Consider the following 23,189-nt stretch of genomic DNA (forward strand, 5'->3'; position numbering starts at 1 on the left):
TTCTGCTCAGCTGCAAACAGATAAAAAATGACAGGCAGAACAGTTGAAATAACAGGTAAACACCTGACGATAATGGACACTACCCTTCGCGACGGCGAACAAACTTCAGGAGTTTCGTTTAGTGAAGGGGAAAAACTAAGTGTAGCAAAAGTTTTACTCGAAGATGTAAAAGTTGATCGCATTGAGATTGCTTCGGCACGAGTTTCAGAGGGTGAATTCAAAGGGACAAAACGGGTTATGCAGTGGGCTGCAGAGAAAGGACACCTGCATCAAATTGAAGTGCTGGGATTTGTTGACGACAAAACCTCACTTCAGTGGATTGCTGATGCCGGGGGTAAGGTAATCAACCTCCTTTGTAAGGGTTCATTAAAACACGTTTCCGAGCAATTGCGAAAGACACCGGAACAGCATTTGGCTGATATAAAAAAGGTAATTTCAAATGCTGCTGAAATGGGAATCCGGGTAAACATCTACCTCGAAGACTGGTCAAACGGGATGCGTAGTTCAAAAGAATATGTTCACCTTATGATCAAAAATCTTAAAGATGAAAAAGTTGATCGGATTATGTTACCTGACACACTTGGTATTTTGGACCCGGATGAAACCTATGATTTCTGTAGCGAAATGATAGAAGCTTTCCCTGAAGTAAACTTTGATTTTCATGCTCACAATGATTATGACTTAGCGATTGCCAACGTCTTTCACGCGATAAAAGCCGGGATTCGTTGTGTACACACTACGGTGAACGGCTTGGGAGAACGCGCTGGAAATGCGCCTCTATCAAGTGTAATAGCAACAGTCAAAGACCATCTGAAAATGAAAACCAATGTGAACGAAACGCATCTGAATAAAGTTTCGCGTTTGGTTGAATCATTTTCCGGAATCCGAATCCCTACCAACAAACCATTGATTGGCGAATTTGTATTTACACAATGCAGTGGTATTCATGCAGATGGCGACAATAAAAACAATCTTTATTTCAATGAACTTTTACCGGAACGTTTTGGAAGAATCCGCCAGTATGCGCTTGGGAAAACTTCAGGTAAGGCAAACATTAAAAAGAATCTGGAAGATCTGGGAATTGAGCTTGACGCCGAATCATTAAAAAAGGTTACACAGCGTATTATCGAACTGGGTGATAAAAAAGAAACGGTTACAAACGATGATTTGCCCTATATTGTTTCCGATGTTTTGAACAACGACATTATGGAACAAAAAATCAGGGTAATAAACTTCTCTGTAACACATACCATGGGATTGCGACCGGTAGCCAATGTATCGCTAGAAATTGAAGGAAGAAAATACGAAGAATTTTGCGACGGTGACGGGCAATATGATGCTTTTGTAAAAGCCCTTCGGAAAATTTATAAACGTTTAGGGAAGTCATTTCCAAAACTGATTGATTATGTGGTTACCATTCCCCCCGGAGGAAAAACGGATGCATTGGTTGAAACAGTTATTACCTGGAAAAACAGCCGTGAATTCAAAACAAAAGGATTAGATCCCGATCAAAATGCAGCTGCTATAAAAGCAACAATCAGAATGCTAAACATTATTGAAAATGATTTTAAGCCCGGAATTCTGGATAAAATTTTGAACAGTATTTCCTGAATCTCCGGTAAAAAAATTAAAATATCTCGGAATTCTATCTCATACCTGTTTTGGCATGTAGAAGGTATCCGATAAAAAAAACTATAAATGAAACTAAACATTGCAGTACTTCCCGGCGACGGAATCGGGCCGGAAATTGTTGAACAGGCCATGAAAGTTGTAAAGGCCGTCACCAAAAAATTTAACCACGAACTGTCATATGAATATGGTTTAACCGGCGCAATTGCCATCGACGAGGTAGGAGATCCCTACCCTGAAAATACGCACGAACTGTGTATGAAATCGGATGCAGTTTTATTTGGAGCCATCGGCGATCCCAAATTCGACAACAATCCCAAAGCTCCTGTTCGTCCGGAACAGGGATTGTTGGCTATGCGCAAAAAACTGGGGTTATATGCCAATATTCGTCCGGTTGAAACATTTGAATCGTTGTTGCATAAATCTCCTCTCCGCCGCGAATTGGTTGAGGGAGCTGATTTTGTTTGTATCCGCGAATTAACCGGTGGAATTTATTTTGGTGAAAAAGGGAGAAAAGATGGTGGTAACACTGCTTTTGATACCAACACTTATACCCGCGAAGAAATTGAACGTATTCTGAAACTGGGTTACGAATTTGCAGGAAAACGTAACAAAAAACTAACAGTGGTTGACAAAGCCAATGTTTTGGAAAGTTCACGTTTATGGCGCGAAGTAGCACAGGAAATGGCCCCAAATTATCCTGATATCAAAACAGAATACATGTTTGTGGATAATGCTGCAATGCAGATTATTCAGTGGCCTAAAAACTTCGATGTGATGGTTACCGAAAACATGTTTGGCGATATTCTTACCGATGAAGCCAGCGTTATTACAGGTTCACTTGGATTGCTTCCTTCTGCTTCCATGGGAATACACACTTCGGTTTTTGAACCCATCCACGGTTCTTACCCGCAAGCTGCAGGAAAAGACATTGCCAATCCAATTGCAACCATTCTTTCCGCTGCCATGATGTTTGAATATGCTTTTAACCTCATGGAAGAAGGAAAAATCATCCGCGATGCTGTTACCGCATCAATGACCGAAGGTTACGTAACAGTTGATATTGCCGAAGGTGAGTCATTCAAAACCTCGCAGGTTGGCGACTGGATTGCTAACTGGGTAGAAAGAAAATAAAATGACGATACGAATTCCCATTCACATTTCATCAATACTACAGTTCTGGAAATTACGAATAAGAAAGAGGCTGTCCAATTTTACCTTTGGAACAGCCTCTTTATGCCTACACCCGGAAAATACCGGGAAAAATTATGAGAATTGTATAATCTAAAAATCGAGTGAAAGAAATTTATCAGGATGTGACAAATCTATTTTATCATTCAGTAATTCAGGTTTTATTTCTCCCTTTAAATAGACCAGCACATTATCGTCGCCGCCAACCAGAATTACCATTTCCTTTATCACGTTGTCATTCATTTTTCCAAAAATAGTTACGTCTTCGTTGTTTTCATGAATAACAAGAAGCTCCTCATAATCGCGTTTGCGGTTAATACCGTTATAAAATTCTTCATGCAGATTTATTCGTGCATTTAAATCTTCATTTTCTACGGTAAGCACCCGAACTTTATCAATACTTTGCAAGATTTCGCGTTCCTCTTTATCGAGGTCGCCAAAACGTGAAGCCATACGAATTACCCAGCCGGGAACTGTAATAGTGGTAACTCCTTCCTTCAATCGGTATTTCATAAATGCTTCAGAAACTCCGGGGTCGTAGCCACTACATGAAGTTAAAATCAGCAGGGCTGCAAATATGAACAATACATTCCGTTTCATAACTTTGATTTTAGTAACTTAACCTTATGACGTTTAAGCTAAGATTTCGTTACCTCAAAGTTGAAGAAAAACGATTTTTTATGCGATTTTTTTCGATGAGTCAAGAGCAATTAACGACAAACGGGTTAAGAAGCTCCTCCGAAGTAGTTGACTGAAATTGTAAAACGCCTCGGTTCACCGAATCACTCATCTATTTTGTACTCAACAAGCCAATCATGTTGCCTGTCATAACTTTTATACCTGTTTCAATGGTTTTTTCGTAGTCAGGATGAAGGAGAGGCGAATGGAGCGGAGCCGGTTTTTCACCTTTGGTTTCAAGTTCCTGCATTAGTTCCGGGCTTGTACTTCCCAGCCATATCAAACAAATGGGTATATTTTTGGGCGTGCGGCCATATTTACCAAAATCTTCCCCCACCATAGCCGGAGAAACTTCGACAATATTCTTACCGGTAACAATTTCGGAAGCAAAACTGTGAATCTTTCTACTTAAATCAGGGTTATTCAGTACCGGAGGCGTATCGGCCGGAGAAACCTCAACCAATGGCAGTTTATCTTCCGGCATTCCAGCTGTTAATGCTGCTGATTTACTTATTCTGTTAATTGCTGCAATTACTTTTTCAATGGCTTCATCGGAATAATAACGCAGGGTAAGTTCCATTTTTACCTCATCGGGAATGATGTTGGGGCGTGTTCCCCCATGAATGGAACCAACGGTAACCACAACCGGTTCAAGCGGGCTGATTTCACGGCTTACAATGGTTTGTAAATCAAGAACAATCCGGGAAGCAATTACAATCGGGTCAATGCATTTTTCAGGGTACGCCCCATGGCCACCTTTTCCGTGAACGGTAATTTCAACGGTTTTTACACCGGCAAACACCGGTCCGCCCACAAGCCCGATAGTTCCCGATTCCAATTCGGGATTGATATGATAGGCCATTGCGTAGTCGGGGGTCGGAAATTTCTGAAATAAGCCGGTTTCAATGGCCAGTCCTGCTCCACCGCTAAATTCCTCAGCCTGCTGGGCAATTACAAGTAGGGTTCCTTTCCACTGTTTTTTTAATGCTGCCAGGGTATGTATGGTTCCGGCCCATACTGACATGTGAATATCGTGGCCACAGGCATGCATCACCGGAACTTCTTCACCGTTGGTATTTTTTGAAGTCTGTGTGCTGGCAAATTCAAAACCGGTTTTCTCCTCCACTGGCAGTGCATCCATATCGGTGCGCAGCATCACAACAGGACCATCTCCGTTTTTTAGGACACCCACCACATTGTTACCCCCAAAATTACGGGTAACTTCAAAGCCTGCTTTTTCCAATTCGGCAGCCATCTTTTTTGCAGTTTCAAATTCCTGAAACGACAATTCCGGATTCCGGTGCAAATCGTAACAAAGCTCCAGCATCGATGCGGTTTGTTTTCCCGCTTCCTTATTTATTTTTTCAACTACCTGAGCAAATACGTCCGAATGGACAAGTATCAATATAAAAAAAGTAAATAGTTTTGAATTCATTATCTTTTTATTTTAACACACCGAATGTAAAGAAAGTTTTCAAAACGAAAAGCCGTTAACAGTGTAAATCCTGCTAACGGCTTCTTTTTGTTAAAACATAGTTTCACTTTAAAGTTAAACTATGTCAGCATAAAAAATAATTTTTAGTTATTTTACAATTGGTGTTAAAACAATATTCCGATAAGATACTTTTCCGTGGTCGCCCTGCAAATAGATAGGTCCGGGTTTAAACACATCGGCAATAATTGCCCCTCCGGTTGGACCGTAAGCCGGTTGATTATCGATTATAGTTGTACCGTTCAAAACAACGGTAACATGGCGGTCGCACAAAGTTATATCTAAAGTTTGCCATTGCCCCGCTGGTTTTTCTGCATTTACCGAGGGGGTCACCCTGCTGTAAAGTGCTCCCATATTATGCGAATCCAGGGGTTTTCCATAGGAATCAAACACCTGAATTTCATACATTCCACGCAAATAAACGCCACTGTTATTGTGTTCCGGGATATTTACTTCGAGTTTCAGATTAAAATCTTCAAACTCATCTTTGGTACGTAAGTTTCCGTAAGAAATATGTTCACCTTCATTTTGAACAGGATCGTTTACCAAAGCTCCATCGATTACTTTAAAACCATTGGCCTGTTTTGGATTAATCAAACGCCATCCGTCAAGATTTTTCCCGTTAAACAATTCTATCGGCTCGCCATATTTTACTTTTGACAAATCGGGTGTTGGGGGAACAGGCGGTAACTTCCAGGCTTCGAATTTGGTTTTATTTATGCTCATCCTGTCGCGCGATGGAAAAACAGCAACACCTGTGGCTTTATCGCCATTACGTATAAACCGGTAGGTTTGTGTCACTACAAATTTTCTCCCGTCTTCATCGTTGCGATTAACCGGGCGTTCCTGGCTGCGTGTAACAACCAGCGTATTCTCGTCTTCGAAATAGACATTGGCTACCGGGAGCACACTCCCACCCTGCCAAAGCAATTCAGCATCGAGATATCCTTTATCTTCGTTTACATTAAGCCATCCCACCGAACCATTTTCAATGGCCATGGTCCACATTCCGAAAAAACCGTTTTTTGAATTTTGCCCCCACCCTGTTAGTACGGCAAAACAAAGTATGGCTGTAACAAATAGTTTTGATGATTTCATCTGAAAAATTTTATTGGTTTAAGTATTCTTTTCAAAAATACAAAAAGAAGTTGGTTTGTTAAACTCAAGGGTGCATTTGAAGACAAAATTACTTATGTTTTTTAATTCAGAATTTAGCATCTATTCGCTTTTCAGAACAAAACGGCACAATAGACAAGGTTAGACAGAATCATTTGCCTGTGCCCGGCTATTATGCTTACCGAAAACTTATACAACTTCCCAGAGGATACTTGAACTTTTGAAACAAAAAAGATATAGTGGTAGCACCATTAAAACTTACAGCGCCTACTTCAAAGACTATGCATCATTTTACCGACCACGACCTGAAAGACATAAAAACCGAAGAAATAAATGATTATATTTTATTACTCATCCGGTTGAAAACCATATCAGTAAGTGAACAGAACCAAAGGATAGACGCTATAAAATTCTATTATAAAAAAGTTCTGGATAGGGAAAAACAATTTCCAAAAATTGAACGGCCCCGCAAAGAAAAAAATCTACCCGATACGCTCAGTAAAACAGAAATTCAAAACATTTTAAGAAGCATATCAAACATTAAACACAAATGTTTACTGGAATTGATTTACTCAGCCGGTTTAAGAAGAAACGAGGTTTTAAACCTGAAAATTAACGATATTGATTCGGAAAGAATGCTCATTAAAATAAGAAGTGGTAAAGGGAAAAAGGACAGGTATTCTCTTTTATCAGAAAATGTATTGATTCATCTTCAGGAATATTTTATCCGGTGATTGGTTAGTTGAGGGGCTAAATGGCCAGCAGTATTCCAGTGCGAGTATAACAAGAGTGTTGAAAAAATCGGCAAAAAAGCAGAAATAAAAAAGAGAGTGTATTTGCATATGTTGCTTCATTCATTTGCCACTCATTTGCTGGAACAAGAAACAAATTTAACGGTTATTTAGAGTCTATTAGGTCATGAGAATATTCAAACGACAGAAATTTCCACGCATGTTTCAAACCTGGAAATCGGCAAAGTTATTAATCCTATTGAAGAAATAATAAGCAGCAAATAAAATGTTTAACTTACAGACCTGTTTTATTGGAAACTAAACATTTTGTAACACATATAGAAAAAATAACGTGCACAAATGTATCGTTCCTCATACATTAACCAAAATTAAACTGAAACACGAACATTAAAGGTTTTGATATTAGAAAAGAATAAAAAAGTACTGGCTACAACCAATCATATTAAATAATGGACAAAAAAGAATTCCATAGTAATCTTATAAAAGCAATAAATGAAGTTTACCCGTTTACAAAGGAAACGGTTATTAATAAATTGCCGGAACAGTTTAGGTTTATTGTTAAAATAAATTCCACCTTTAGAGAAGGCTTGGAAGACGGAGAAGTCACATTTCCTGAAGATAAAAAATTGAATCAAATATCAAAACCAATAGAAGCAGAGGATGTAGTTAATTTGTTATGGATGGATTATGCAATCCCTGAATGGATAAATATTCAAGTAAAAAATGCAGATAAGAATTTCACTTATTTTTCGTTGGAATGTTGCGGGAAATTTTCAAAACTTAAAGAGTTTTTATATCATAAGAGTGAAGGGTATCCTCCGTTTCATGCATTAAGTCCACCATTACCACCTGATTCTTTAAATGAAGAAAATAAAGTCGTTAAAAGGTTTGACCTTAATTGGAATAAGAATGAAAAATTGTGAGATAAATAAAAAAAACTGGCTATAAAGCATTGTATATGCCAGGCGGAAATTATAGTGGTCTGACAAGTCAGACCGGTGTTTCCTCCTTCTGCATGGGCAATTGAACAATTTTTTGACAAAAAAAAAATTTACAAACTATATAAAAGCCCTTATTTCATATTTGTTGCAAATGATTATTTTCACCAGGCATAGTAATTTTGATTAACTTGATGAAAAAAAAATATATAATATGGAAAATAAAAAGGGACTTTCAATTGTATTATTGATTCCAACAATCATTATAGGTGTTGCCATATTTCAGGAATTTGATTTTGAAAATTTAAAATTTGAGAATCCGGCACTTGCATTTGTTTACTTTATTGGCTTTGCCCTCTCAATTATCTTTCAATTTAAAAATTTCAAAAAACGACACGAGAAATAAAAACAACTACCAGCATTTTGTATAATCAATGGTAAGTAAAATACCAAATATTAGCCTACGCAAACTGCTTAACTATAGTACAATATTTCAAAGCTTTATTGTCAATAAAAAGACCAATAAAGAAACTATTTACTACAATAGTTCTGACCTCAATTCTGTTTGAAAATTATAGACAAACACAAAACAGCTTGGAAGATTCTGTAATTGTTGATTTGATTAACAGTACATTTAAACAGCAACAAACAGAAATGGTTTATAACAGAAAAGGAAAAATTAAAAGCAAGTCAAATCCCCAAAATAGTATTATTAAATAAAACAGAAACATTTTTATTCGACCCGAAAGTTTCTACAAAAAATGTTTAATCATAATGGACTATCACTTCTCGACCACAGAAGCTGAGAAAATTATCATCGAAAATATGGGTACAATTCAATAGTTAAAATCTCAAGACCTGGAATAAATACAAAAGAAATTTAGCATTCTATAGTACTACCTCTGGTGGATCGGACGGAGCAGTATTTTATATCGTTAAAAAAGAGAAAACGGAAAATGAATAGAAAAGGAATATTATCAGTATGGATATCCTAAAAGATTGATAAATGAAAAGATAGAAAAAGTATCTTAAACAAAAACAATCAGATAACTACTGAAAGCACTGCGAACTTCCTTTAAAGCCAAACTAACCTGGCTTTCCACATTTCGTTTGGTGGTGTCTAATTCCTGAGCAATTTCTTCGTTCGTCATGCCTTGTTGCCGAAGCTGATAGACTTTCTTTCGCTGGGCAGGCATCTTTTCAACAATCATTTCAATTAAAAGTTCTTTTTCCAAAGCAATATATTCCTCTTCCGGGCTGTGGGAAAATGTTGAAGGAGCCTGCATTTCAATGATGGTTTTGGTTGCATATTTCCTTTTCAGAAAATTGAGGGCTTTGTTTTTGGCAATGGTGTATAAATACGAATCGAATGATTTTTCGGGGTCGATACTTTTGTGATTTTGCCATAAGCCGACAAAAACTTCTTCTGCCAGTTCTTCTGCATCGGCCATGGTTTTAACATAGCCCAAAATAAAAATCCTGACCTTTATGTAGTAAAAAATGAAGACTTTTTCAAAAGCCGGATGACTACCTTTTTGCAATGCGGATAATATTGACTGGTCGATTTTTGTCATAAAGGGAACGAAGGTAGATTTTCATGTTCAGAGTGCAAAACCGGATTTACTTCCCTCAACCAGAATAAACTTTTTTTAGTAAAATTTAGATTTTTTATTGAGTTTCTGCCAACTTAATTGTATTCCTAATAAAATGACAAATATGCAGCATAAGCATTTATGGATAATTTTTCTGATAATACAGTGTTTCTCTGTATTTCAGGTAAAGGGGCAGGAACTTCAAAAAGATACAATTCCGGTTCCCCGTTCAGTGCAGGATAAAGGGGATTTGCGGCTACAGCCGGTTCAACCTACTCCGCAACTAGCAATGCCGGAATTATGGAACAATGACGAGAGCCTCCACAGAATTTCTATTGACCGGAAAATAGCAAGCTTCAATTTTAATCGGGAATTTAAATATTTAAATTCTCTGAATAGAGACTCGTCTTCCATACTTTTACCAATGTACCCCGGACTGGGCGATTATCAAAATTTTGGCGGGACATTGGGAAGTTTCAACATAACAAACAGGATGGCTTTAGATTATGGCGCTTTTATTAGTGCACAATACGGTTATCTTTTTTCAAGCAAACAAATTGTTTTAGGCAGTAACTTCCTGTTACGTTACCCTATTACAAACAAGCTACAATTTCAAACATGGGGGCAATACGTTACGCCCGGAAACAGTTCTGACCCCACTTTTAACATGCGAACCTTTTTCCCAACAACTAATTTCGGGGCAGGACTGCAATATGATTCCAACGAGAAAACAAAAATAAAAGTGGGTATTGAATATCAATACGACCAAAGTGATAAGACCTGGAAACCGGAATCGGGTGGAAAAGTTCTATTAAAATTTTAAGAATCAACAATATGAAATCGGACAAAAACACAGATGCTACAGAAATGTTACGGCTCTACTTACGTGACCGCTATGCTTTGGAAACGGAAGAAAAGGTACAGCAGTGGCTGGCAAAAAATCCGGTAACAGAAGAGATGGAGCAGGCCTCAAAAGAATATTGGGATTCACTAAGTATAGGAAAAGATGCGACCACGTTTGAGGCTTTAAAACGGGTGAATACAAAAATCGGTATTCAGTTACCAAAGACGAAGACTGTACGCTTAAAATTTTTCTCAAGAGTAGCAGCCATTTTCATTCTACTTGTTGGAATAAGCGGAGTTTGGCTTTACCTGCAACATTATAACCGGGCAACAATGATTGAGATTTCGGCAGCGTACGGAGAAACGAAACAAATAGCATTGCCCGACCAAACAGAAGTCTGGCTCAATGCAGGGAGTTCTTTAAAATACCCGTCAGAATTCAGTCAGAAAGTGCGTTCGGTTCGTTTAACAGGGGAAGCATTTTTTTCGGTAACAAAAAATCAATCAAAGCCTTTTGTGGTTGAAACAAAGAACCTGGCAGTAAAAGTTTTGGGGACAAAATTCAATTTGAAAGCCTACCCAGATGAGCACCAAACGGTAGCTACTTTACAGGAAGGGAAAATAGAAGTTCAAACGGCAAAACTCCAAAAACAACAATTAGTACCGAATGAGCAACTGGTTTACAACAACGAAACTTCAACCTTGAAGATGGCTAAAATCAATCCCGAAGACATCCCGGACTGGAAAAGCGGAAACCTAATATTTTCGGAATCTACATTGGGCGAAATCCTGCAAACACTTGAAAGGTGTTTTAATATTTCTTTCGATACAGATAAATCCATTGACTTATCGTCCGAACATTATACCATAAAATTTGAACGGGAAGAAACCCCGACGCAAATACTTCAGGTTTTAGCAGATATGGCCGGGGACTTTTCTTATTCTGTGAAAAACGAACAAATTATATTGAAAAATAAATAGTTAAACTTCAAATAAAATGCCTATGAAAAAACAGAACCGGTAAAAAGATAGCGCTTTCTACCGGTTCAAAACGAAGATACAAAATCAACTCAGCGAAAAGTAACTTAGTATCAACAATACAAATGTAATAGAATGAACTTAAAAAAATTAACGATAGTATTTCTTACCCTTTCAGTTTTCCTGTCTGCTTTCTCAATGCAGTCGATGGCACAGGAAAAACGCATAACAATTCAAAAAAAGAACATTTCACTAAAAGAGGCCTTTAACGAAGTTGAAAGGCAAACCAACTATAGCATCGCTTACAAAAAATCGGAAACAAACGAGAAGCAAAAAATCAACCTTACATTAAAAGATGTGAGTTTGGAAAAAGCATTGGGCGAAATTCTGAAAGAAACCGGGCTCACTTACAAAATTAGTGGCTACCATATTATTCTGACTCCAAAAAAGGAAAAGCCGGAAACAAAAGACACCGGCCTTACCCAAACCATACGCGGAATGGTTTACGATGCAGAAACAGGACAGCCTGTGGAATTTGCCAATATTTCTTTATTAGAAAATCCTTCGATAGGAACCATCTCAGATAGCCTGGGGCATTTTACCATTCGTGGAGTTCCAGTTGGGTATACCGACATTAAAGTCTCTTTTGTTGGATATCAATCCTACATTTACCGCGAGATATTGCTGACTTCGGCTAGGGAAGCATTGGTTGAAATTCCGTTAAAAGAGAGTTCTCAATCGGTGGGAGAAATAACTGTCCGTCCGCAAATAAATAAGGAACGTGCCGCAAATCCAATGGCTTTGGCGGAGGGGCGCATGTTAAGCGTGGAAGAAGCCAACCGTTTTGCAGGTGCATTCAACGACCCGGCACGTTTGGTAACTTCTTTCGCCGGGGTATCGGGGACAGGTGGAATTTCAAGCAATGCGCTTTCCATAAGGGGCAATGCGCCGCAATACACCCAATGGCGTTTGGAAGGTGTTGAAATTCCGAATCCGACACATTTTGCTGATATGATTTCATTGGGAGGCGGGGTTTACTCAGCTTTAAGCAGCCAGGTGATGGGAAATTCCGACTTTTTTAACGGGCCATTTCCGGCAGAATACAGCAACGCGCTTTCGGGGGCGTTTGATATGCAAATGCGTAATGGAAACAACCAAACGCATCAAAATACGTTTCAGGTAAGTTTGATAGGAATTGATTTTGCTTCGGAAGGGCCATTGAGCAAAAAACACAACAGCTCGTATATTTTTAATTACCGGTATTCTGCAACTGGTCTGGTTGCAGATGCTAACCTGAAATACCAGGACCTTTCATTCAAATTAAACTTGCCAACAAAAAAAACAGGTACATTTTCAATTTGGGGACTTGGTCTGACTGATAATAACAATGTTGGCCCGCTCGATAAAGAAGACTGGGAATCTTATGCTGACCGGCAGGATGTAAAAACAACACTGGAAAAAGCCAGTGGCGGGATTACGCATAAATATAACTTGAACAATGACACCTACATTAAAACAGTACTGGCAGGTACTTACAGCGGAATACTTCAGGATGTTGGACAAGTTGATTCGCTGGATTCACATGTGCAGGTAGTTGATATTAGCAACAAAAACTGGAATATTGTACTGAATTCATTCATTAATAAGAAATTTAGCTCACGCCACGTTAACCGGACGGGGATTACGGCTACCGAAATGATTTATGATTTGAACTATAATGTTACGCCCAACTACGGGCTAAATAGGCCAATGGAAAATGTGGCCAACGGTTCCGGGAACAATTTGCAGGTTTCGGCCTGGTCCCAATCGGTTTTTGAGTTATCTCCGAAATTTTCGTTGAGTGTGGGGCTAAACGCACAGTATTTTAATCTGAACGAAAATTTCAATTTAGAACCTCGGTTAAGTATGAAATGGAATTTCAGAACAGACCAATCCTTCTCTGTGTCTTATGGTTTAAACAGCAGGCGCGAACGACTTGATTTTTATTATGTGGTTGATTCAACAACAAACCAGCCCGGCAATAAAGGGTTGAATTTGGCAAAAGCACATCATTTTAACCTGGCTTACGACTGGCATATTTCCGATGTTCTTCACCTGAAAGTGGAGCCTTACTACCAGTATTTGTTTGATGTTCCGGTGGAGGCCAATACTTCTTTTTCGGTGTTGAATCTTAATGATTATTACCTCGATAAAATTTTGGTCAATGCAGGAAAAGGGAAAAATTACGGGATTGATGTTACTTTGGAACGCTACCTTAAAAAAGGCTCTTATTATTTGCTCACAGGGTCTGTTTTTAAATCGGAGTACATGGGAGGGGATGATATTTGGCGCAGTACCCGTTATGACCGTGGATTTAGTTTTAACGGCGTGTGGGGGAAAGAATGGCTTGCCGGGAAGAGTAAAAATAACCGCTTTGGCCTGAATTTAAGATTATCCTGCCAGGGTGGAGAACGTTACACCCCCATTGATGAAGCACTTTCAGAAACAAGCCACGAAATAAAGCTGGATGATTCAAGAGCCTTTAGTAAACAATACGACCCTTTTATAAGTGGAGACCTCACGGTAAGCTACCGGATAAACCGCAGAAAAGTTTCTCACGAAATTGCATTAAAAGGATTGAACATAGGCCTTTATACTGGTGAATCAGGGTATTTCTACAACGAATCAACCAGTGCCATAGAAAAAGGAAATGTAATGGGAGCTTTATGGGATATTTGTTACAAAATCAATTTTTAACGATAAAAGCAATAAACAACTGAGTTAATATGCAAATCAAAATCATAATCTTTCTTTTTAAAACTATCTGTTTTTAAAGGACTGTTCCAAAAAGAAAATGATTGACAAATAGCAGAATTTTTATAAGGTGGATCATATGGTATTCCAAATTGGACAATTGCAGATACTTGCTTTATTAGTTTATCAAACCTTACAATCAGTGTCAATTTTTCGATTTTCGTTTTTTCCCCGGCGTTGATAAAGCAACTGATACTATTGATTGTAATATTTAGCCCGAAAAATATGCTTAAATTATTGATTAAATAAAAGGCTTCTTATTTACAGAATCGTGAATGACCTTTTATGCTTGTAATGTACGCTTTCTTTAAGGCCGACTTTTTGAAACTAGAGTTTTACAAGCCTGCCAGGACGCATATGGACGAAACAATTTATCATTAAATATTATCTGCTGGTATATTGCATAAAAAGGACTGGTGGAGATTTCTGAAAATAATTGATAGAATGAAAACGATGTGTAAAATAAGGAATGAATGACATAAGGACTTTCTCAAACGAAAAAAGCACTTTATGCACAAAGACTGGAAGTTACAGTTGTTGAAATTGTTTCAGACGACTTATCAATTCGTTTCCGCCAAAGAGGAATCAAAAAGGATAGGAAAATACGTTCTCTATTGGCAAGAACCAAATATAAGACTATTCCAAAATTACAATAAACGTCATGTGGCAGGCAAATGTTTCCGGGTTAAAGAAAGGCCCGGTTCCGTTGCCTCCTGCGGACTTGAAAATCCCTGGTACACTGAAATTTTCCGGGACATCCAAAAACTCCTGAAAATTTGTTATTCAACAAAAAGTACGTAAATTGAGGGAATACTATCAGTAAAATACTTGCTATGAAAAAGAATGATTTAACACGACGTACCTTTATAAAAACCACCGGAGCAGTGTCAGCCGGTGTTATTTTATCGCCAATATCAGCTTGTTCAAGCTCGCCTTTCGATTCCAAGGGGCTACCAACAACTCTTCTGGGGAAAACAGGAGTTCGGATTCCAATTATGATTTTGGGTCTGGGGAGCCGTTTTATGGCAGTTAGCGAAACAAAAGGTTTGGAAATACTGGAAACTGCTTTGGAGAAAGGTTTGTATTACTGGGACACTGCTGCTATCTACAAAAACGACGAACAATACAGCGAAGAGAGAATCGGGAAAATTCTAGCACCCATTCGTGATAAAATTTTTCTGTCAACCAAAGTAAGTGAACGAAATGCCGACGACGCCAAACGAACCGTAGAAACCAGTTTAAAAAAATTAAACACCGACTACATCGATTTATACCAAATTCACAGCATTTTAAATGAAGAGGAAGTGCGCAAGTTTGGTGACAAAGATGGTGTTCTGCCTGTTCTAAAGAAATTTCAGGAAGAAGGAGTAATTCGTCATATTGGATTTACGGGACACACCTCAGCCAGCGCGATGAAACTGGCAGCTGAACTGTATGATTTCGACACGATGCTGATTGCCATGAACCACCAGCAAAACGGAAACCAGCCTTTTGAAGAACAACCGGTTCCGTACGCCGCAGATAAAGGGATGGGCGTACTGGCAATGAAAGTTATTCGCCCACGCGAAACTGTAAACGGGCTTTCACCTGACGATCTGGTAAAATATGCACTGAGTTTAAAAGGTGTTACTGCCGCAGTTATTGGTACCGACAGCGTTGATGTACTCACCAAAAACATTGATACTATCAAAAATTTTGAGCCATTGAGCGAGGAACGAATGAAAGAGTTACACGTGGCTCTCGACCCATTTTATAAAAGCAATAAATTACCATGGATGCAAGCCGGGTATTTTGACGGTATGCACATTGCGTAGTCAAAGCGATCCAGATTTTTCACTCTTCCAGGCTACGGGAAACAGATACATTTTTGTAAAGATGTTATCTTTGCCTTCTTATGGCGATAAAGGAACTTCTTACAAAAAAAATTCCGCTAACTCCGTTGAAAAAACAGCTGAAAGCCGGAGTTATCATAGGGCTTTTTGTATTTCTGATTTTATGGATTTTTCAGCCTTTTGGAACCTACGAATACACCATTGCATTTAAAGCATTATTTCTTTTGGGGTATGGACTAATTAGTGCGTTTTCATACATTTTGTTTTTTTCGGCTGGCTTCTTTTTTTTCAAAAAATGGTTTTCAGAAGACAAATGGAACATTTCCAAAGAAATCATAACGTTTGTCACTGTCTTTTGCTTTTTAGGATTCCTCTCGCTCCTTTATCACCACCAGTTTACAGGAAGCCGCAAAATTAGCTTTTCAGAATACATTTACTTTATGAAATTTGTTTTTCTGGTCGGCATTTTTCCTTTTGCTGTTTTGTACTACCAAAAATGGCTGACGCTAAAACTTGCATTATCAAAAGACGACCGGACTCCGACAGAGGAGAATGTGGAATACATTACGTTTTACAGTAATAACAAAAAGGAAAGCCCGGTTACCTTGCCCGAACAAGCTGTCCTTTTTTTAAAAGCGGAAGGAAATTATGTTGAAATTGTAAGCATCTTAAACAAGCATCAACAAAAATATCTTATTCGAAATACCTTGAATCAAATAAGCGAAGATCTGCCTGATAATTTTTCAAAAGTTCATCGTTCCTATGTTGTCAATAAACAGCGGGCAAAAAATCTCCTTATTGAAGGCTCAAGCTACAAACTTCAATTCGATTTGGATGACATCAAAATTCCGGTATCACGAGCGGCAGTAAAAAAAATAAAAATATGGTTGCAATTGTGAAAAAGAAATAGTTTTCCTCAAAAAATGCACTTGTATTTTATCCCTAAAAATTGTTCATCACCCCTAAAACATGCAAATCAGCACAATTTTCTGCAAGCGGTCACTTTAATTTTTTTGCCCGGAAAAACCGGGGTTCATTTGTATAGAATCCTTTGTTAAATACAGCGATTTTAACAGGAAATAAAAAAATTAAATACCAATACGATGAAAAAAAACAATCTTTTCTCTACATTTCTCCTCATCGCGGGATTTCTGCTCTCCTATTTTATCGATAAAATATTCTATTCCATCACCCCTAACTGGGCAACATGGTTTCCTGAAAACTATTTTATCAGGTATTTGTGTATACTCTTTTTGCGACTGGTTCCCATTGCAGGTGTTTCATTCATTTTGTTACAAAAGAATGTCTTAAAAGGACTCGGATTAACCGCTAATTTTTCAAAAGCCTTCTTTTTTGCCTTTCTGTTTACACTTCCGCTTTTTGTTGGATTTGCATTTTTTGCCAAATTCGATCCGGAAGTCAAACTTTCAAGAATTTTCACCCACTGCATTTCTCCGGGGTTTTATGAAGAATTGCTTATCAGAAGCTTTTTAATTGGCTTATTGTTCCGCTATTTCAAATGGGGATTTATTCCCGCATCTTTACTGGGCGCCCTGTTTTTTGGATCGTGGCATTTGTATCAGGGGCACGATTTAATGAGTTCATTTTTTGCTTTTCTGGTTACAGCAATGGGATCCGTTTGGTTTGCCTGGCTTTATTTCGAATGGCGTTTTAATGCTTGGATTAACATCAGCTTACATGCTTTGATGAATTTCTCGTGGATGCTTTTTAGTATCGATGGAGGCGCAACAGGAAATGCATTATCCAATATCTTTAGGGGAATTACCATTGCACTTTCAATTGTTGTTACAGTTAAAATAATTTCTTTGAAAAGAGGATTTATAATCAATAGAAAAACGTTATGGATTAACCAAACGGAAACATAGCTGCAAAAAACGCTACACCAGCTCAAAAAACTTTTTCTGCATAAACCGGGTAAGCTCGCCCGGTTTACTATTGCCAATAACAACATCGTTTACCTGTATTACAGGGGTAATCTCACTTCCTGTTCCGGCAATAATTATTTCATCCAGTTCAAAAAGCTCACTTTCCAAAATCGCCGTTTCTTGCACCGGGATATTGTTTTTAGTGCATATCTCCAAAACTACTTTTCGCGTTATTCCGGGCAGAACCAAGTTTGAAAGGGGATGTGTAATCACTTTTCCATTTTTTACCCCCAAAACACTGGAATGGGTAGCTTCTGTTACTTTTCCGTCGCGGATTAATATGCTCTCTCCTGCCCCTTTGTTTACAGCCTGGTTAAAAAGCATGCTATTGGGAAGAAGTGAAACCGATTTTATATCGCAACGTAACCAACGAATATCTTCCTGGGTAATTACTTTGATTCCATTTTCAAGGTTTTGGGTAAATGATGGCAATTCAAAAGCAAAAGCATACGCTGTTGGAATAATATCGGTTGGAAAAAAGTGAACACGTTTGTTGACACCGCGGGTAATTTGTAAATAAATGCCTGCATGTTTGTCTTCCAAATTATTTGATATCAATAGCTCTTGAAAGATTTTTTCCAACTCCTCCAGTTTTGTATAATCGATTAAAATCTCAGAAAGACTCCTTTCCAGGCGTTTTAGATGATCAGCATAACGAAACGGTTTTCCGTTGTAGTATTTTATTACTTCGTAAACACCGTCGGCAAATATAAAACCTCTGTCGTTTGGAGAAATTTTAGCTTTATCTTTTGAAATAAACTCACCGTTTAAAAAAACTGTTTCACTCATTTTTGCATGTTTTTTAAAAGCTGAATCTCATCAGCCCAAATCTGATCGTTCGGAGTCTCCAAAATTAATGGAATTCCGTTAAAACGGTCATCATTCATGATATATTCAAAAACTTTTAATCCTATGGTGCCTTTACCCAAACTTTCGTGGCGATCAACTTCAGAGCCTCTTTCTTTTTTAGAATCATTCAGGTGAATTCCTTTTAGATACTCAAAACCAACTACTTCTGAAAATTCATCAAATACTTTTTCGCATCCATCTGTGGTATCAATTTCATAACCCGCCGAAAATGCGTGACAGGTATCAATACAAACACCTACCCGACTTTTATCATCTACCAAATCGATTATTTTTTTCAAATGATAAAATGAATACCCAACATTACTTCCCTGCCCCGCGGTGTTTTCAATAACCGCCGTCACGCCTTTTGTTTTTTCGAGCGTTATATTTATTGATTCAGCAATAATTTTCAGGCACTGTTCTTCTGATATTTTTTTCAAATGACTCCCCGGATGAAAATTCAAACGGTCAAGTCCCAACTGCCCACAGCGCTGCATTTCATCAAAAAAAGCATCGCGTGATTTTTGTAAAGCTGCTTTTTCCGGATGCCCCAAATTGATTAAATAACTGTCATGGGGCAAAATCAACTGAGGAGCAAAATTGTATTTTTTGCAGTTCTTCCTGAAAGCCAGAATACTTTCTTCTGTTAAAGGTTTTGCCCCCCACTGCCGCTGATTCTTTGTAAACAAGGCGAAAGCAGTTGCGCCTATTTCAAACGCATTTTCAGGAGCGTTCTCTACGCCGCCGGAAGCACTTACATGGGCCCCAACTTTTTTCTCCATAAACCGTTAAAGATTAATAACGTAAAATGATTCCGAATAAAATTTGCAGTAATTTTATTTACTGTTAGTTAAAACTAAAAATAGAATTTATTCACCATAAAAAATTGAATACCATGAAAAAATTATTTATCATACTTGTGTTATTGATACCATTTGCATTGGTGAATGCTCAGGAAAATAAAAGCAGGAAGGAAAGAAGAACTAAAACATGCAAAAATTTGCCAAGCGAAGACAAATCCGTATTGATGTAAAAGATGCAGTTATCCTTAGTAATATAAAACACTGACAGAAATTTAATTGGCCAGCTAAATGTAATAACCATGAACAATGTACAATCTGAAACGAATCTTGTTTCTTATAGCGGATTTTACTTGGGCGCCTGTAAAAAGTATACCGCCGGTGAATCCTCTGGATAAAAAGGCGACACTCTCAGGTGTGTTGTGGATTACAAAGTCTGCAAGGTTCGCTCCTTTAATCATGAAAACGACTATTCCACCTGTGGCGACTGCAAAAAAATACGAAACAGTGAAAGAGTATAACATTTTTACCCCGTATATGATTCGCTTTGGACAATTTATTATCAGCACCAGCCACCTAAAAGGCATTGAATCTATAAAAGGAAAAAGCGAAGCAGTCTTTATACAATTTATGCACGACAAAAAACAGGTAACGGTAGAAAAAGGCAAATTGGCCGATTGAATTTCTTGTAAAATGCTTTTGCTTTTTATTGGAAAGGATTCTTCCTTTTAACTGTTTATTAAGAACTAAAAAAGATATTACTCTGGAAAAACATTTTATTCAATTTTACCAGAGATACAGGTATAGATTGGGAACACTAATCCGAATTAGAACTGATGTCTCAATGGAGATACGCAGAGGATATTAATTTCGGGCAGCCTGTTTTTCTTTTTTCCATTTGGAAAGATCTGTAAACAAATTACAGTCGGATTCTTCGCCTCTCTCCATTCTCCAAAAAAAAAATCCCATCTAGCTCACAATTACAAAAAGAATTGTACGCTAGGTGAGAAAAAGAGAATAATTTACAACAAGCCTAAAACGAATACTGCGGGATTTTGAGCCACTCACCATTTTTCATTGCCGACTCATGTGCTACAATACCGCCCACTGTAAGGTTTAATGCAGTGGCTATATCAACAAGCGGTTTACGGTCTTGAAGAATTGCAGACACAAATTCATCTGTCAACCGACCATGTGAACCACCGTGACCTCCCGGTTCCACACCCGGAGGAAGTGGCGGGCGGGTCAGGTCAGGAAGATTTTTTTCCAACCCTTCGTATTTATCGTAATAGGTACCTCTTGTTCCTTTAACCCTTCCTGTTTCCGCACCATAGCCATGTCCCGGAGTGTCAGCGCTCCTGCCCATTCGAGCCATTCCTCCTTCGCTAGTGCGGTAAAGTGAAATTTCAGTTGCAAAAGGATTGTCGTAAGCGTTGTTTCCTTTATGGTACCGTTCCATCTCGCTGGGCATTCCCAGGCAGGAAACCTCGGTAAATGTTCCCCCTGTAACACCTATATAATAAGCATCGGAATGGGTTGGGTACCATTGCGGTGGCATACCGTGACGCCAGTTTTTATATGAGGCAATTCCGTTTTTTGAATAATGCCAATACTCCCCTTCCGTGTAAACAAGTTTGCCAAATCCGCCGGCATTATAAATCTGACGCATGGCGTAAAGGTTCTTCCGGAACATGGAAGTTTCGTACATCATATATTTCAATCCCGACTGTTTTACTGCTTCATATAACTTATCGGCATCCTCAAGCGATCCAAAAACTGCTGGGACGGCCGAGGCAACATGTTTTCCGTGTTTTAACACTTCAATGGCGTGGCGTGCATGATTTGGGGCATCTGTTGCCACAAATACTGCTTCAATGTTATCGTCTTTAACCAGTTTTTCAAGCGAAGGATATGTCTTTTTACACCCTGTTACTTTTGCCAATTCCGCACATCGTTCAGGGATGAGATCACTCACAGCCACAACCTCCACATTAGGATGATCCTGAAAACCAAATGCTGCACTAAATTTACAAACTCCATAGCCAACCAGGCCTACGCGAATTTTTCTGTCAGAGACAGGAATCCATACTTTTGTTGTTTCTTCTTCAGGAGTATCTTCAAATCCGGCTATAGCAGGCCTTTTTTGCTTGCTGTTAGTACATCCGAAATGGTTTAGTGCAAGCATTCCAGCGCCTGCTCCCAACCCGGTCAGTTTTATAAAATTCCGTCGATTAAAAAATGATTCTTTGGATATCCTTTTCATTATTATCGGTATTAGTTGATAAGATTAATTTTCAATCAGGCTAAAATAATGATATTTTGAAAATGTACAACTAATTCTAATAAACAATATTTTATTTATGTTTTACTATACAATAAAGAATGGCCTCTGCAGAGAGCTGCGAGGTGACTGTTCACAGTCGGGATTATTTTGTTGAAACAGCAGTGATGCGTTTTCTGAATCGTACTCAAGTACCAGCAAATACCTCAGCACAATTTTCCAGACAACTTTTCATGGTTCCGGAGTTCGTTCAATGTGCCACCACTTCGGTTCCTTCATCCAATATTACGTCGGTGAGGAATCGTTTGTATCTTTTTATCAGCGTTCCGTGAACCAGCCTTTCATCAAACTTCATAATAAATCAGAGTTGTGTTCGTGCAAACGGCACCACATTCTGTCCTACAAATTCTTTATTCAAAAATTTGAAATAACCCGTAATTGCAATCATTGCAGCATTGTCCATGGTGTATTCAAACTTCGGAATTTGCAAATTCCAATGGTATTTTTCTGCACTCTCCTGAAGTGCATTTCGCAAGCCCGAATTTGCAGAAACGCCGCCAGCCACTGTAATTTCCTTTATTCCGGTTTGTTTGGCAGCCTTTTTTAGTTTTGCCAGCAAAATATCGATGATTGTTTTTTGCAGCGAGGCACACAAATCTTCCTGATTCTTTTCAATAAAATCAGGCTCTTCTTTGAGGTTATCACGCAAAAAATAAAGAAAATTGGTTTTTAAGCCGCTAAAACTGTAATCAAGATTTGGAATACGGGGTTTTGAAAACTCAAAACGATCCGGATTACCCAATTTCGCCAGGCGGTCAACATGTGGCCCCCCGGGGTAAGGCAATCCCATTACTTTTGCACATTTATCAAAAGCTTCACCGGCAGCATCGTCGATGGTCTGTCCAATTACTTCCATATCCAGATAATCGCGCACCAAAATAATTTGCGAATTTCCACCAGAAACCAGCAAACACAAAAACGGAAATTGTGGCGGATTGTATTCTTTATCTTTTTCTTTAATAAACAAGGCCAAAACATGCCCCTGCAAATGATTTACTTCAATAAGCGGAATTCCTGACGCCAGCGAAAAACCTTTGGCAAACGACGTTCCTACCAATAAAGATCCCAACAAACCCGGACCACGTGTAAATGCCACTGCCGAAATGTCTTTTTTTAAAATACCGGCTCTCTTTATGGCCAAATCAACCACCGGAATAATATTTTGCTGATGCGCTCTCGAAGCCAGCTCGGGAACCACTCCGCCATATTCTTCATGTACCTTCTGACTGGCTACAACATTGGACAAAATAGTCCTGTTTTTAATTATCGCTGCTGAAGTATCATCACATGACGACTCGATTCCCAAAATAATTATCTCTTTATTTTTTTCCGTTTTTATACTACTCATTTCTTTTCTGACGTTCTTTTTTTTCAAGGCGTTCAACTTCAGTTAAAAATATCTGCAAATGTTAATTTTTT

At 38.4% G+C, this 23,189-nt stretch carries 19 protein-coding genes and 1 pseudogene; 12 read left to right on the top strand and 8 right to left on the bottom strand.

The annotated features are described in order from the left end of the window. Positions 1-27: 27 nt before the first annotated feature. A complete protein-coding gene (locus K5G00_RS11795) occupies positions 28-1,611 on the top strand; it encodes an alpha-isopropylmalate synthase regulatory domain-containing protein (RefSeq protein WP_238766365.1) in 1,584 nt (527 codons plus the stop codon). An 87-nt stretch (positions 1,612-1,698) separates the two neighbouring features. After that, a complete protein-coding gene (gene leuB, locus K5G00_RS11800; RefSeq protein WP_238766366.1) occupies positions 1,699-2,763 on the top strand; it encodes a 3-isopropylmalate dehydrogenase in 1,065 nt (354 codons plus the stop codon). A 150-nt stretch (positions 2,764-2,913) separates the two neighbouring features. Here leuB and K5G00_RS11805 read toward each other — a convergent pair whose 3' ends face one another. From K5G00_RS11805 to K5G00_RS11815, 3 genes are all read right to left on the bottom strand, one after another. Further along, entirely contained in the window at positions 2,914-3,420 is a 507-nt protein-coding gene (locus tag K5G00_RS11805; protein WP_238766367.1) for a DUF4252 domain-containing protein, read from the bottom strand. Positions 3,421-3,610: 190 nt separating this feature from the next. Beyond that, on the bottom strand, positions 3,611-4,933 hold the full coding sequence (locus tag K5G00_RS11810; protein ID WP_238766368.1) for a M20 metallopeptidase family protein: 1,323 nt from the start codon (positions 4,931-4,933) through the stop codon (positions 3,611-3,613). Positions 4,934-5,080: 147 nt separating this feature from the next. After that, on the bottom strand, positions 5,081-6,088 hold the full coding sequence (locus tag K5G00_RS11815; protein ID WP_238766369.1) for a 3-keto-disaccharide hydrolase: 1,008 nt from the start codon (positions 6,086-6,088) through the stop codon (positions 5,081-5,083). Positions 6,089-6,387: 299 nt separating this feature from the next. Between K5G00_RS11815 and K5G00_RS11820 the strand changes: the two are divergent. The 3 genes and pseudogenes from K5G00_RS11820 (at position 6,388) to K5G00_RS11830 (ending at position 8,202) form a co-directional block, all read left to right on the top strand. Beyond that, positions 6,388-7,011, top strand: a pseudogene (locus tag K5G00_RS11820) (tyrosine-type recombinase/integrase). 296 nt (positions 7,012-7,307) lie between these two features. Further along, a complete protein-coding gene (locus tag K5G00_RS11825) occupies positions 7,308-7,781 on the top strand; it encodes a hypothetical protein (RefSeq protein ID WP_238766371.1) in 474 nt (157 codons plus the stop codon). A gap of 229 nt (positions 7,782-8,010) precedes the next feature. After that, positions 8,011-8,202 carry a hypothetical protein gene (locus K5G00_RS11830; protein WP_238766372.1) on the top strand — a complete coding sequence of 64 codons (192 nt, stop codon included), beginning with the start codon at positions 8,011-8,013 and terminating at the stop codon, positions 8,200-8,202. 622 nt (positions 8,203-8,824) lie between these two features. Here the strand turns inward: K5G00_RS11830 and K5G00_RS11835 are convergent. Continuing rightward, positions 8,825-9,370 carry an RNA polymerase sigma-70 factor gene (locus K5G00_RS11835; protein WP_238766373.1) on the bottom strand — a complete coding sequence of 182 codons (546 nt, stop codon included), beginning with the start codon at positions 9,368-9,370 and terminating at the stop codon, positions 8,825-8,827. A gap of 142 nt (positions 9,371-9,512) precedes the next feature. On the opposite strand from K5G00_RS11835, the gene K5G00_RS11840 reads away from it, so the two are divergent. From K5G00_RS11840 to K5G00_RS11865, 6 genes are all read left to right on the top strand, one after another. Then, entirely contained in the window at positions 9,513-10,211 is a 699-nt protein-coding gene (locus tag K5G00_RS11840) for a hypothetical protein (protein ID WP_238766374.1), read from the top strand. Positions 10,212-10,222: 11 nt separating this feature from the next. Then, positions 10,223-11,212 carry a FecR family protein gene (locus tag K5G00_RS11845; RefSeq protein ID WP_238766375.1) on the top strand — a complete coding sequence of 330 codons (990 nt, stop codon included), beginning with the start codon at positions 10,223-10,225 and terminating at the stop codon, positions 11,210-11,212. Positions 11,213-11,344: 132 nt separating this feature from the next. After that, the gene (locus tag K5G00_RS11850) at positions 11,345-13,945 is read left to right on the top strand and encodes a secretin and TonB N-terminal domain-containing protein (protein WP_238766376.1); all 2,601 of its coding nucleotides are present in this window, start codon (positions 11,345-11,347) and stop codon (positions 13,943-13,945) included. An 890-nt stretch (positions 13,946-14,835) separates the two neighbouring features. After that, complete coding sequence (locus tag K5G00_RS11855; protein ID WP_238766377.1) at positions 14,836-15,816, top strand: aldo/keto reductase; 981 nt, start codon at positions 14,836-14,838, stop codon at positions 15,814-15,816. 125 nt (positions 15,817-15,941) lie between these two features. After that, positions 15,942-16,733, top strand: a complete 792-nt coding sequence (locus K5G00_RS11860) for a LytTR family DNA-binding domain-containing protein (RefSeq protein ID WP_238766378.1) — start codon at positions 15,942-15,944, stop codon at positions 16,731-16,733. Between the two features lie 204 nt (positions 16,734-16,937). Beyond that, entirely contained in the window at positions 16,938-17,720 is a 783-nt protein-coding gene (locus K5G00_RS11865; RefSeq protein ID WP_238766379.1) for a CPBP family intramembrane glutamic endopeptidase, read from the top strand. A gap of 12 nt (positions 17,721-17,732) precedes the next feature. On the opposite strand, the gene dat is transcribed toward K5G00_RS11865, so the two are convergent. Further along, the gene (dat, locus tag K5G00_RS11870; protein ID WP_238766380.1) at positions 17,733-18,569 is read right to left on the bottom strand and encodes a D-amino-acid transaminase; all 837 of its coding nucleotides are present in this window, start codon (positions 18,567-18,569) and stop codon (positions 17,733-17,735) included. Beyond that, on the bottom strand, positions 18,566-19,411 hold the full coding sequence (nfo, locus tag K5G00_RS11875; protein WP_238766381.1) for a deoxyribonuclease IV: 846 nt from the start codon (positions 19,409-19,411) through the stop codon (positions 18,566-18,568). Before nfo ends, dat begins: the two co-directional genes overlap by 4 nt. A 327-nt stretch (positions 19,412-19,738) precedes the next feature. Between nfo and K5G00_RS11880 the strand changes: the two genes are divergently transcribed. Then, positions 19,739-20,110 carry a hypothetical protein gene (locus K5G00_RS11880; protein ID WP_238766382.1) on the top strand — a complete coding sequence of 124 codons (372 nt, stop codon included), beginning with the start codon at positions 19,739-19,741 and terminating at the stop codon, positions 20,108-20,110. 352 nt (positions 20,111-20,462) lie between these two features. On the opposite strand, the gene K5G00_RS11885 is transcribed toward K5G00_RS11880, so the two are convergent. Together K5G00_RS11885 and tsaD are read right to left on the bottom strand one after the other, a co-directional pair. Next, positions 20,463-21,692 (bottom strand): Gfo/Idh/MocA family protein, encoded by a 1,230-nt coding sequence (locus K5G00_RS11885; protein WP_238766383.1) that lies wholly within the window; start codon positions 21,690-21,692, stop codon positions 20,463-20,465. Between the two features lie 379 nt (positions 21,693-22,071). After that, on the bottom strand, positions 22,072-23,145 hold the full coding sequence (tsaD, locus tag K5G00_RS11890) for a tRNA (adenosine(37)-N6)-threonylcarbamoyltransferase complex transferase subunit TsaD (RefSeq protein WP_238766384.1): 1,074 nt from the start codon (positions 23,143-23,145) through the stop codon (positions 22,072-22,074). Between the last annotated feature and the right edge of the window lie 44 nt (positions 23,146-23,189).

Source organism: Maribellus maritimus (assembly GCF_022267315.1).
GTDB classification, from domain to species: Bacteria; Bacteroidota; Bacteroidia; order Bacteroidales; family Prolixibacteraceae; genus Draconibacterium; species Draconibacterium maritimum.